The sequence below is a fragment of the Methanomassiliicoccales archaeon genome (assembly GCA_038850735.1).
Lineage (GTDB): Archaea > Thermoplasmatota > Thermoplasmata > Methanomassiliicoccales > JACIVX01 > JACIVX01.
The window spans coordinates 55,012-67,047 of the sequence record JAWCLO010000001.1 but is presented as its reverse complement, the minus strand read 5'-3'; the positions used below and the strand labels follow the sequence as shown (position 1 = coordinate 67,047).

Genomic DNA, 12,036 nt, shown 5'->3' with positions numbered 1-12,036 from the left:
CGTGTTTATGCAGCGCCAATTTTCATAATATCGCAGTAACTAATGGCATTCTCAGAGGACTCCATTTAGATGTCTTTTTAGCAATTACATTAACAATGTACAGGCATGCCCCATCGGTGCAAGATATTATATATTGAATGGAACTTCAGAATTTTGAAATGACCGTTCATTGCCTGCCAGGAGTAGGACTGGATTCAAATATTTATGTGGTCACTGGTAGCGATCCTTTTCTGGTCGATACGGGTACCGGCGTTCACACCAAGAGTATACTTGGTCAGATCTCCGAAATAGTTCCGCCTTCAAGGATTGATAGAATTATTCTCACGCACAGGCACTTTGATCATGTTGGTGGCGCTCGTTTTCTGATGAGATCTCTCGATGCCGAAGTATACATTCATGAATTAGATGCGCCCCCACTGGTGCAGGGTGATGGGTGGGCCACTCTTGCCAAATTCGGAGGAATAAGAATGGAGCCGGTTGAAGTACATCCCCTCTCTGAAGGTTGTGTGTTCTCGACTGGTGATCACGAATTCGTTGTCTATCACACGCCAGGTCACTCAGAGGGCAGCATTGTGCTTATTGATAAAATTACAGGCGCTTTGATCTGCGGGGATCTGTTGTTTATAGGAGGCGTTGGGCGTTGGGATCTTCCCTCGGGAAGCTATGATGATCTTGTGAGGTCTCTTCGTCGTCTCCTTTTATTCGAGATTACTGATCTATATCCTGGTCATGGTCCTTACTCCTTGAAGGATGCGAGGATGCAAGTACTTAGAGCGCTAGATAGCTTGGGGGAGGTGTGAATGGAGCTTATATCGTGCAAAAAGAAAGATTGCGCTATATGCGATCTACCCGATGGTAGAATTGAAGAGATGGCGAATGCGGTGCGAAAAGGAAAACTCGTCATATATCCGACGGAAACTCTGTATGGACTGGGTGCAAACCCGTTTGACGAAGCGGCTATAACAAGGGTTTATATGGTAAAACGGAGACCGTTTGATATGCCATTATCCGTAGCCGTTGCAGATATAGATATGCTTGAGGACATCGCCGTGCTCGACGGCAAAACGAGAAAGCTCTTGTCAAAGTTTACACCTGGTCCCATAACACTTCTCTTGACAAAGAAAGGGAATATTCCTGACATCCTCACCTCCTCCTCAATGGAAATAGGAATACGTATCCCAGATCATCCTCTTGCTTTGAGACTTATAAGACGATGTGGGCCTATCATTTCAACAAGCGCGAATCTGCATTCCCATCCAGATCCTATTAACGCGCAGATGGCAATTGCCGACATAGGCGATAAGGTGGAATATTGCATTGACTGTGGTCCTTGCAGGATCGGAAAGCCTTCCACGATTGTTCAGGTCATGGAGAATGGTATAGAAATAGTGAGGCAAGGAGCAATTCCGAAAAATCTGATCGAGGCTGCCCTCCATGAATAATCATGCACTTGAATGTATACGAAAAGCTGGAGCTATCGCAGGTGAAGCCTTGGAAATGGCTGAGAATCTGATCGACGAGGGAGTTCGTTACATTGACATTGCTTTAGAAGTTGAAGAGTTCATAAAGAAAAAGGGTGCAAGGCCAGCCTTTCCCGTCAATATCAGCGTTAACGAGATAGCGGCACATTTCACACCAGCTCCAAATGATGGTGCACGCTTAAAGCGTGGCGATCTAGTAAAGATCGATGTTGGTGCGCATGTCGAGGGTTTCATTGGTGATACCGCTGCAACCGTTGAAGTAGGAACAAGAAACTATGAGGAGCTGATACGCGCCGCTGAAGAAGCTTTGCGTATAGCTATTGACGTCGTAAATGACGGAGTTTCTGCAAGTGTTATTGGAGGAACCATCGAACGCACTATAAAAGATGCAGGTTTTAAGCCTGTGGTCAATCTCACGGGGCACAGCATGACTCAGTATAATCTCCACGCTGGACTCAGCATCCCTAACATCGATGATGGTATAACAGCAAAGGTGTGCAACGATATGGTAGTAGCGATCGAACCATTCGCCACTAATGGAGCTGGCGAGGTCAGGAGTGGCAAACTTGGAAATATCTACAGAATCTCAGTAGAGAAGCCGGTTAAAGACGTAAAAGCGAAGGAGTTTTTTGACGAATTAAAGAAGAGATTTAAAACTTTACCATTTTGTGATAGGTGGTGTCAGGATATCAGCAAAGAGGCATCGGTACTGATCAAATATCTTTATCGTCATGGTTTGATTTCAGGATACCCAGTTCTTGTCGAAGTCGATGGCGGGGTTGTCAGCCAGGCGGAGCACACAGTTTTTATTCACAATTCAAGAAAAGAAATAACGACGTTGAGAAAACCGTGAGTGGGCCAGGAGAAAATTGTCTGTTGATGATGGCAATTACCTTTTTCTCAATGTATTTATATATTCTCCGACCCTATGGAGTCCCTCTTCAATAAGGCTAGGCTTCTCGACAAGAGGTCCGTAAGAAATTCGAACTCCGTTGATAAGCGAGCTTCCGAACATGATGCCAGGTATTAAGAGAACACCTGTGTTCTTCAGGATTTTCTCGACCATTGGCTCCGCAGTCATTCCCAAATCCATTACAGTGTAAAGCGCCCCCATCGGCACGAGTCTTCGGCAGCCGCAGTACTTATCGATAGAATTAACCGTAATATTTGCCGCTTCCTTGTACCTTTCATTCCAGAAATCCAGGTATTTCCTCAGACTACCATCGTTCATCGATTCTTCTAGATATATAGCAGTTGCAAGTTGGTGCATGTGATCTCCACAGAGAATCGAGTATGCCAACAGCGTTTCCATTGCTTCGACAATTTCCTGGGAGGCACATATCCAACCTAATCGGCGCCCAAGGGCTCTGGACCATTTTGATGCTGAGTAAACAAGAATAAGATTCCCATATTCCCTTGGGGACCACGAAAAATACTCAGGACTTTTCGTGCTAAAGTTTTGCCATTTGTAAGTGAAATCAATAATGAGATATGAATCGTTCTCCGTGCATAGTTCCATTGCAGCTTCTACGAACTTTTGCGGAATAATTTGGCCGGTGGGATTATCAGGAGTCGCAATCATCATTGCCTTCGGTTTGTGTTTTTTGAACAGTTCTTCGAGCTCGCAGATAGAGCGATCAACGTCAGGCATATACCGCCAGCTCGACGAATCAAAGACTTTCAAGTGGATAATCTTAGAATTCGACTCGGTAATTGATGAATTATCGTAGGACAAATCGATCGAAGGGTCGTTCAATGCAAGCATCGTCTGACCAGGATAGTTTGTGTATGTAGGATCTAGGAGCAGCATTCGATCATCTGGATCTAAAAGTGCCCGGAGTAAGTCATACGTGATTTCAGTTGAGGTAGCACCAATAATAACATTCTCTTCCATAATATCAGCGCCAAAAAGATACCGGTCCATCTCCGCCAGCGACTTTCTGCATTCTGGAACACCTGGGATTGGCGGATAACCACTGACTCTATAGAATTTCTCCCGGTCAAGTGCAATTTCGGCATATATTTCCCTCAGTCGCTCAGGGGGGTGATGTCCTACCCATCCTCCACCGAGGGAAATAACTTGACTAGGGTCCAGTCCGATTCTTCTGATATTCCTTTCATCTGCAAGTTTCATCATTGATTTGATCGCTGAGGGTTTTTCCAGCATTGCAGAGACCAGCTTTGAAAAGCGAGGACGTTTCATAAGACTCATTCGACCATGATACAAATTCGCATATTTATACTCAGAGCAGGTTCACATTTGGACAAACACTATTTTCTCTGGATTTGGTTGATTGTAGAAAATATCAAAAAACTAATGATATCCCTTTGTCACAAATATTAGTAGTAGTTACAATGAGTAGTTTGAATCTGCAATTGGAGCTGGCACTGTAGCTCCTTGATCATTGTCCTTGGATTATCGACGACTGCTCATAATAGCACAATCTTATCATGATGAGCTCGTTATGCGCATGAGAGGAAATCCTCTGCATCGCATCTTCAAGTACTCCTCACGATTGATCCGAATTACGGCATTCGAATAAAATTTAATTAGGAACCCGCTGATAAGGAAAATCCGTTGTTGCGAGGGTAGCCAAGCCTGGTCAATGATGGGCGAGATCACATCGGCCAATGGCGACAGACTCAAGATCTGTTCCTGAAGAGGTTCGCCGGTTCAAATCCGGCCCCTCGCACTTCTGGAGCTTCTTCGAGGATTTTTCAAAAAATCGGTCCCGGAGGCATTGAGGATCAATTGCTTTCTGGAACTGCTCTTGTCACTTTGATTGATCACTCTTGTTTACACAGATTTCAACCGTATTTTCAAAAGGAATATTTCTGGCATAGCTGGATAGCGATCCGTGGATAATTGTTTTCGAGCATATCTATTACTTTTTTTGATTCCCGCACGATTCTTACGCAAATGCTTTTGCGTTCAAGCCTTCTCAATGCGGCATGGCCAATACGACCAGTAATTAAAATATCGATATCATTCTCGATAAGCGTCTCTGCAATTTTAATCCCTTTGCTTCAAAAGTAACGTCAGTATTTCTTAAAACTAAGAATTCACAAGTTTCATCATCCAACAAAAGATAATACGGAGAAGAGCAGAAGCACTCATCAAATTCCGAGTTTATCTTATTCCCTTTTGCGGTTATACAAATTTTCAAACGATATGTTAACAGGATTCTGTAAATTATAATGATTTTCTTTGTGATTGTTTCAAATATTTCTGTAACATCTTTGTCAAGAAGCTACTCACAATAAACGGCCCTAGCTAGTCGATTATCGACAATTGAAGAACTTTTGCTCATATGTGCATCGCATCTCCATATGCCGTGTCTGGAGGCGATATAAAGAAGTAGGAGATATAGATAGAATATGTTTGGAATCGTTTGCAAAAGGATCTGCTGTGGTGGGTATATCTTTGATTGATAGCCCACAGAATTGACTTCTTTTGAAACGGCAAATTTGCCATCAATATGCGTGATGGTAGCCTAATTAAGCATAGGATAGCACTTCGCGAAATAGTCGATTTTCGAAATACATGATTCGAGTGCTCTGTGAGACGCAAAATTTGCGTTAAAAATAGCTTAGTTATTTGGAAATTTCACTCGTACACAATTCAATACGAGAAAATGAGATTTCGATTATCCGTATATAGAGCAGCATTGTAAACAGCGGTCGTCGTTGGGTTGCGATCGACACCTTAATATCAAAAATTAGCCTTATGTCAATTTAAGAATAGCCCTGAACGGTTTATGCATGATTGTGGATGCAAGAGTAACTTCAGTTATATGCATTCTCGCGGCCTTTCATTTTTTGAGCTGTGAGTGTGCAGCCATGCAATCGAGGACAGGAGTGTAGGATTGTGTCTAAAGAAAAAAAGAATAAAGGGAAATCAGAAGTAAAGGCAAACAATATTGGTATATTAGAAAGGAATGTTGACGAAATGCAGGACGAACTACTTGAGAAGGAATTGTTTGAGAAGAATCCGAAGCGCTCTTACATATTACGGGATCTTTGGTTTGATGGCCTATCTTCAGTAATTGACGGTGAAGAAATGCCAGAACGTGCGAAGAGGGAATTGATGTTCTTGGCACTCTCAAATGCAATTTTAGATATGATGATGGATATTCTCCCGGAAAACATTTCAACTCTTCTCGCTCGCAATCTTGATGATTACTTAGCTGTGATGGTCGTAAATCACGAGTATGATGTGGACTTGTTGCAAGCTTTTCAAGATGAATTTGAAAAGGAAATGGGTTCCGATTTTGCCGATGACATTCAATTTTTCAAAGTTCTAGAAGAATTTGAAGAGAAATGGTGGAACAACCCCCGCAAAGAGTTAAATGGTAAGACGCCAAATGAGCTTATCGAAGAAGTCATGCTAAGATACGGATTGTGATGCATAGTTTTAGCATTCTGGATCAGATGAGATCCAGGGAATGTCATGAATCCAAGAATAAAGTGCATACTAGTCTTGTCTTCTGCGGCTTTTGTATCGTTATTAGGTAGCTCGCTAATTTCCCCCATCTTGCCTTTTTATGCCCTTTCTTTTAATGTATCCGTCGCTCTTGTTGGCGTACTCGTTTCAAGTTTTGGACTCGCAAGCGTATTAATCGACATGCCGAGCGGAATTCTACTCCGAAGATTCGGAGCTAAGCGGTTATTGGTTTCTGGACTGCTTCTGATATTTGTCTCTGCGATGATATGCGCCTTTGCGATCAATTACACAATGCTTCTCTTCGGCAGACTCATCAGTGGTGTTGGTTATGCAGTTTACACAGTAACCTCGTTCACATGCATAGGCATTGTAGCTCCAGAGACTCAGAGAGGAAGGTACATGAGTTTCTATTTAGGAATGTTGCTTCTCGGACCAGTCAGTGGACCAGCAATAGGAGGATTTCTAGGAGAGAATTACGGTGTGCGCACGCCCTTCGTATTTTATGGTTTACTTTCATTGGTCTCGAGTTTGCTGGTGAACTTTGCAGTTGAGGAAAGACTTATTGCACAGCTCGGGCCAAGCGTACAAAATGATAGTACAAAAGTTGGTAGTATTTTCAAAAATTACACTCTGATGGCAATAAATTTCTCAATTTTCTGCATATTCTTCATTCGCATCGGGGTTGTCTCTACTGTAGTTCCGATTTTTGCAAGTAGGAATCTGGGGATGAGTCTAGAGACAATTGGCATATTGCTTACATTGACAGCACTGTCGAATTTTGCCACGATGCTGCCGGCCGGCGCTCTAACAGATAGATATGGACGGAAATGGTTTATGATCTCAAGCTTGTTATTGACGGGTATTTTGACTCTGTTGATCCCATTTGCCGAGGGGATGATTTCTCTCGCCCTGGTTATGACATCCCTGGGGTTTGCATTTGGATTTTCTGGTCCCATCATGGCATGGGTTTCAGACTGCGCCGGTGGCAAAAATCTAAGTGTGGCTATGGGGGTTTTCAGGATGATGAGTGATTTGGGATTCGTCGCAGGACCATTAATCCTTTCAATTATTGCAAACAACTCCTCGGATAAGATCGGGATAGAACCTTTTCTGGTAGCTGGTTTGCTGATTATTATGGGAGGTCTTTTTTTATTAAAAGGAAAAGAGAAGAAAAATAATGTGAATATGCGCGAATAATTCAAGGTCTTGAATTAATCATCGAAGCAATAGGTAGCAATCTTTAATCCGATGTAATTATATCCATTGTCTGGATGCTCACAAGCTCAGCGCCTGGTAAGATCATTTTATTTGGCGAACATGCCGTCGTTTTTGGAAAGCCAGCTATTGCGATCGCGATCTCTCTTCGACTTCGATGCACCCTTGCTCATGACATGCAATTTACGTTCAATGATCAACCCCTCTCAAGAAAACATCATCCTTATATTGTAGCCGCACTCGAGAAGAATTGGACAGGAGGACCTTTGAAAATCAAAGTGAATTCGGATTTGCCATCTGGATCCGGTCTCGGATCATCGGCAGCTATTACGGGGGCTTTGATAGGCGGACTTTTCGCAATGAAGGGAACCTTGAAGGCTGAGGAAGTTGCAAAGAAAGCATTTGATGTCGAGCTCGCTGTCCAAGGAAGAGCTAGTCCAGTCGATACCTCTACGTGCGTTCACGGACATGGGATTTTTATAAATAGTATTCCCGGAGACGATTTACTTTGGAGAATCTCAAGCGGGTTAAAGGAGTGGTTTGTGCATCATTGCGAAGTGCCTCGTATGAAAATCGTCATCGGCTTTACCGGGATAAGCGCGCCAACCGGCCCCCTTGTGGAGAGGGTAAGGCGCTTTGTTGAGACAAACAGATCAGGAATCGATATCATTGAGGAGATTGGCCAGATAGCGATTGATGGCATTAAAAAGCTCAGAGTTAATGACCTGGTCGCTCTCGGTGAACTGATGAAAAGAAATCAAGAACTGTTGTCGATGTTGGGCGTATCTACCCCCGCATTAGAAAAGCTCATTACAGCGAGTTCTCCCCATTCATTTGGAGCAAAATTAACTGGAGCGGGTGGCGGAGGAAGCATAATAGCGCTTACCGATCAACCCGAAAAAGTGAGCGAAGCGATTAGGAAAAAGGGTGGAGTACCGTACATCGTGGAAACGAAATTGCCCGGATTGCTTCTTAGCGTGTCAAATAATGAAGTTTAGGCATGCTGCTCGCTGTATCGAGTTCGCCGCCCCTTCAAATATTTGAATGATCGTGATCGTTCGCCCCTTCATTAGATAAGCTCTTCAAATTCCTTGATGAGTTCCGGATGACGGGCCTTGATGACCTTTAATATATTACCGACGGACATTTTTTCTACACCGACTTCTGCTAATGTCTTTACAATTTTGTCAAAGATCTCATCAGATAGTGTTATGAGCTTTTCTTTCGCCATCCAGTTTCTCCACAGTTTATTCTCCAATCTGTCACGCAGCGATTCTTCATATGCCATTAACCTATTTTCACTGAAATCTTGTTCCTGGCATGCTTCTGCTAAGACTTTTCCAGCCATCATGCCAGATATGCAAGCATGAGCGATACCCCCTCCGGTGATGGGGTCAATAATTCTGGCAGCATCCCCTACAAGTAATAAGCTATCTGCAACGAGTTTGTCTGGAGGTGGTGACACCGACACAGCACCGCTCACACAATCTAGTGGCTGGCCATCTTTCAAGCGGTCATCCCTTGAGATGAATTGATCAAGCAAATCCTTAACCTGACCTGGATATTTTATCTTGGATAATAATACGCCTATGCCGACGTTTGCTGTGTCTTCGCCTTTTGGGAAAATCCAAATATACCCACCAGGTGCAAGACTCCCTACGATGAATTCGCAATATCTATAGTCGTGATCAATGTTCGTCAATCTGTATTGAAAGCAGCTCGTGATATCATTTGGTTTCAGTGTGGTATCCAATCCACCCCATCGACCAACCTGCGATTCGAATCCATCGGCTCCAACGACGCATTTAGCTTTAATTCTTATCGACTCTCCATGATGTACAGCCCTTATCCCAGTAATCTTTCCATCTTCTCTTATCAAACCGGTGGCCGAGGTCTTCACCATTATTTCGGCACCAGCTCTTGCGGCCTCAGCTGCCAGCGCTTTGTCAAAAAGTACTCTTTCCAATACCATTCCGACCTCATTACCTGCCATTCTTTCGTTTATTCTGAATATATAGCCGCCTGGAGAAACGATTTTTGCCCCTTCCACTTCCGCAGCAATCCATCTCTTATCTGGCCTAATCCCAACTTCTTCCAGAGAAGCCCTTGAGATCCCCTCACCGCACCTAACGGGGGAACCTATTTCCTGCCTCTTCTCGATCATCAGCACTCGAGCGCCACCTTCTGCTGCATATTTAGCAGTCATGCTTCCTGCTGGTCCAGCTCCGACAATAACGACATCGTATTCCTTCAACTGCATCTAACCACCAGCTTCCATTTGGATAGCTCCAACTGGACACGCTTTTGTGCAACGTCTACATTGATTGCATTCTTGGTGGAAATCAATGATCACCTCATTCAAAAATATTGCATTAGATGGACAGGAGCCTACGCAGGCACCACAGTGCATGCACTTTTCGATAATTACTTTCATGTGTATGCCTCCAAGTCTAGGTATAATCGCTACCCCTAGTCTTTCTCCACTCTTCGAGTGGAACTGAATACTTCCTTTCTATTTCTTCCCTGTATGTTGGTCCGCCGTTGTAAGCGCAGAAGGGTATGATCCTTCCATCAGGAACTGCATAATGAATCACACACCTCTTTACTCTCTCGATGTCATAATTGTACGCATCTTGGAAGTGCATTCCACCAACAAACATCATGTTCCAAGAGAATTCTGCGAGCCCTTCTTTTGTCTCGTCGCTTAAAACAGTACTCAGCAGTTGCAGGAAGTCTGATATCTTGAGTCCTTCTGGTGTTTTTTCTTTATCGATATGTTTCCGGAGTATGCCTAGAGCCTTGATTTTTGCCAACAATTTTATCCTAGCTCTCTCGGTTCTCTCAGAAAGATAAAACAATTCCTCAAAGAGGGGTTCTACTTCCACGAATCTCGTCAGAGGAATGACGTTATTAGTATCTTTAACAAAGAGATATGTGGCTAAGCCACAATGGGGATGAGCAGTAAACGTAACCTTCGGTTGGTTGAGTATAGCAGAGACAAATGTCGATACAGGTACAACACTTGGTACAGGGTACCAATCATCTTTTGAAGCATATCCTGTTTGAAGCTCAATATCATGAACCAAGTCCGTTAGCGTGTATCTCTCCTTGTCTCTTTCCTCCTTGCTTATTCTACCTGTGAAGGCAACTGGCTGATAGTTAACACCTCTGATAATATCAGAGTTTTCAATCGCGTATTTCAAAATGGGTCCAACTTGGTCATCATTTACGCCCTTAACGATCGTGGGTACAAGCACGACAGAAGGATGCCTGTCCATTTTTCTTAGATTGTCAATAACCTTCTTTTTTGTCTCAAGAAGTGGCCGACCTCTAGTCTTAATGTAAATTTCTTCCCGCAAACCGTCGAATTGTAAGTAGATTGTATTTAGCCCCGCTTCTGATATCTGTCTAAGAAATTCCTCATCTTGAGCGAGTCTCAGGCCATTTGTTGCGATCTGAATTTGTGCAAATCCCAACTCCTTTGCTTTCTTCACAACTTCAGTTATATGTGGATATATCGTTGGCTCTCCGCCAGAGAATTGGATAGCCGGGGTGGGAACGGGTCTTTGATTTCTCAATGTCTTAAGCATTGTAACTACTACTTCGAATGAAGGCTCGTAAACGTATCCCGCTGCATTTGCATTTGCAAAGCATATTGGGCACCTAAGATTGCACCGATTTGTTAGATCGATGTTCGCCAAGGAAGTATGACTCAAATGGAGGTTGCATAGGCCGCATTCTTCTGGACATCCAGTTGCATCTTTGATAAAAGGATCGATGACCCCGATCCCATCGTACGCAAATTTCTCAGCCTTGAGGTATAATTCTGCATCTGACCAATACGTATCAACGAATTTACCGTGGGCTGGGCACTCCTTTTCCATTAGAACTTTTCCATTGGCTTCGAATATTCTTGCAGATATAATTCTTCTGCATTCTGGGCAAATTGATTGAGTATCTTTCGGGAGTCCTTTTTGTAACGAACTTTGTTTTACAATCATTTTAACCAGCTCGGTTTCATCAAATGATCGACCTCATTGATTAAAGAGCATATAATTTAATATTTATGTAGCGACAATAGCTACAAAATTACGAGGAACTTCAATGGCTCCATCCGAGTTAAACGGTTTATTAAGCAATTACGAAGAAATACGAAACACACTCAGGCACTTGGGTCTTTCCGATTACGAAGCTAGAGCATATATCGCGCTAGTGGTAAAGGGTCATGGGACTGCCGAGGATATTGCAAAGATTGGAGGAATTCCGAGGACGTCTTCATATAAAGTTCTAGAAAGTCTCGTATCGAGGAAACTGGCGCAGATGACAAAGAGTCGACCTGCTGTTTTTCATGCAGTCTCGCCGATAGAAGTGAGAAAAATCTTCGTTGATGAAATTGATGCAGCATTCAATGTCTTGGAAAGGATGCAAGGCGTTCTCACTGAGAAGGGCACACCTCAATTAGTATATACGATTATGGGTCGTGAGAAAATACTCGCGAAAATTGGAGAACTTCTAGAAGTATCAACATTTCGATTTTTTATTTCCACACCTTCCATGCCCCCAATTAGAAAGCGATTTATGCAAAAATTTAGGGAAGCAGTAAATAGGGGCGTCGAGGTAATAGTAGTTGCTGAACCATCAGTTAAGGTTCCACCATGTACCGTAATTTTCAGACGAACAGAGCTGATCGCAACTGATGTTATTTGTGACGGAAGAAAAGCGCTGATTGCATCTCCCGATTATTCGATCTGTGGTTACTCTGACAATCCCTTTTTGGTGGAATATCTTGAAACTTTCATGATGTCCCCGTTTGGAGATAAAAAACCTCATCGAATTTAGCAGAATTCACCCAATTTATCAGATATACAATCAGGGAATAACAACAAGATTATAATG

Annotated in this window: 11 protein-coding genes and 1 tRNA gene; 8 read left to right on the top strand and 4 right to left on the bottom strand. The window is 43.1% G+C overall.

Annotation, left to right across the window (positions count from 1 at the left end; all coding sequences use genetic code 11):
- The first annotated feature begins 158 nt into the window (after positions 1–158).
- Genes QW087_00295 through map form a run of 3 tightly spaced genes read left to right on the top strand, consistent with a single transcriptional unit; the run spans position 159 to position 2,334 of the window.
- The gene (locus QW087_00295) at positions 159–800 is read left to right on the top strand and encodes an MBL fold metallo-hydrolase (GenBank protein ID MEM2943174.1); all 642 of its coding nucleotides are present in this window, start codon (positions 159–161) and stop codon (positions 798–800) included.
- A complete protein-coding gene (locus QW087_00290) occupies positions 801–1,442 on the top strand; it encodes an L-threonylcarbamoyladenylate synthase (GenBank protein MEM2943173.1) in 642 nt (213 codons plus the stop codon).
- A complete protein-coding gene (map, locus tag QW087_00285) occupies positions 1,435–2,334 on the top strand; it encodes a type II methionyl aminopeptidase (GenBank protein ID MEM2943172.1) in 900 nt (299 codons plus the stop codon). Before QW087_00290 ends, map begins: the two co-directional genes overlap by 8 nt.
- A gap of 36 nt (positions 2,335–2,370) precedes the next feature.
- Here map and QW087_00280 read toward each other — a convergent pair whose 3' ends face one another.
- Positions 2,371–3,693 (bottom strand): pyridoxal phosphate-dependent aminotransferase, encoded by a 1,323-nt coding sequence (locus QW087_00280; protein MEM2943171.1) that lies wholly within the window; start codon positions 3,691–3,693, stop codon positions 2,371–2,373.
- A gap of 371 nt (positions 3,694–4,064) precedes the next feature.
- Between QW087_00280 and QW087_00275 the strand changes: the two genes are divergently transcribed.
- From QW087_00275 to mvk, 4 genes are all read left to right on the top strand, one after another.
- A tRNA-Leu gene (locus QW087_00275) sits at positions 4,065–4,174 on the top strand.
- A 1,175-nt stretch (positions 4,175–5,349) separates the two neighbouring features.
- The gene (locus QW087_00270; protein MEM2943170.1) at positions 5,350–5,886 is read left to right on the top strand and encodes a hypothetical protein; all 537 of its coding nucleotides are present in this window, start codon (positions 5,350–5,352) and stop codon (positions 5,884–5,886) included.
- Positions 5,887–5,931: 45 nt separating this feature from the next.
- Entirely contained in the window at positions 5,932–7,122 is a 1,191-nt protein-coding gene (locus QW087_00265) for an MFS transporter (protein MEM2943169.1), read from the top strand.
- Between the two features lie 74 nt (positions 7,123–7,196).
- The gene (gene mvk, locus QW087_00260; protein MEM2943168.1) at positions 7,197–8,138 is read left to right on the top strand and encodes a mevalonate kinase; all 942 of its coding nucleotides are present in this window, start codon (positions 7,197–7,199) and stop codon (positions 8,136–8,138) included.
- A gap of 71 nt (positions 8,139–8,209) precedes the next feature.
- On the opposite strand, the gene QW087_00255 is transcribed toward mvk, so the two are convergent.
- From QW087_00255 to QW087_00245, 3 genes are read right to left on the bottom strand one after another with little or no spacing between them, the layout of a single operon-like run.
- Positions 8,210–9,400: an NAD(P)/FAD-dependent oxidoreductase gene (locus tag QW087_00255; GenBank protein ID MEM2943167.1), complete on the bottom strand. Its 1,191-nt coding sequence runs from the start codon at positions 9,398–9,400 to the stop codon at positions 8,210–8,212.
- Positions 9,401–9,574 (bottom strand): 4Fe-4S binding protein, encoded by a 174-nt coding sequence (locus QW087_00250; protein MEM2943166.1) that lies wholly within the window; start codon positions 9,572–9,574, stop codon positions 9,401–9,403.
- Positions 9,575–9,590: 16 nt separating this feature from the next.
- Positions 9,591–11,141: a radical SAM protein gene (locus QW087_00245; protein ID MEM2943165.1), complete on the bottom strand. Its 1,551-nt coding sequence runs from the start codon at positions 11,139–11,141 to the stop codon at positions 9,591–9,593.
- A 103-nt stretch (positions 11,142–11,244) separates the two neighbouring features.
- Between QW087_00245 and QW087_00240 the strand changes: the two genes are divergently transcribed.
- Complete coding sequence (locus tag QW087_00240; GenBank protein MEM2943164.1) at positions 11,245–11,979, top strand: helix-turn-helix domain-containing protein; 735 nt, start codon at positions 11,245–11,247, stop codon at positions 11,977–11,979.
- The last annotated feature ends 57 nt before the right edge of the window (positions 11,980–12,036 follow it).

Bases quoted from the DNA above. Each gene is read 5' to 3' on its own strand.
- QW087_00290 (MEM2943173.1), top strand. From the start codon at position 801: ATGGAGCTTATATCGTGCAAAAAGAAAGATTGCGCTATATGCGATCTA.
- QW087_00250 (MEM2943166.1), bottom strand. From the start codon at position 9,574: ATGAAAGTAATTATCGAAAAGTGCATGCACTGTGGTGCCTGCGTAGGC.
- mvk (MEM2943168.1), top strand. From the start codon at position 7,197: ATGCTCACAAGCTCAGCGCCTGGTAAGATCATTTTATTTGGCGAACAT.
- QW087_00245 (MEM2943165.1), bottom strand. From the start codon at position 11,141: ATGATTGTAAAACAAAGTTCGTTACAAAAAGGACTCCCGAAAGATACT.
- map (MEM2943172.1), top strand. From the start codon at position 1,435: ATGAATAATCATGCACTTGAATGTATACGAAAAGCTGGAGCTATCGCA.
- QW087_00255 (MEM2943167.1), bottom strand. From the start codon at position 9,400: ATGCAGTTGAAGGAATACGATGTCGTTATTGTCGGAGCTGGACCAGCA.
- QW087_00295 (MEM2943174.1), top strand. From the start codon at position 159: ATGACCGTTCATTGCCTGCCAGGAGTAGGACTGGATTCAAATATTTAT.
- QW087_00280 (MEM2943171.1), bottom strand. From the start codon at position 3,693: ATGAGTCTTATGAAACGTCCTCGCTTTTCAAAGCTGGTCTCTGCAATG.
- QW087_00265 (MEM2943169.1), top strand. From the start codon at position 5,932: ATGAATCCAAGAATAAAGTGCATACTAGTCTTGTCTTCTGCGGCTTTT.
- QW087_00240 (MEM2943164.1), top strand. From the start codon at position 11,245: ATGGCTCCATCCGAGTTAAACGGTTTATTAAGCAATTACGAAGAAATA.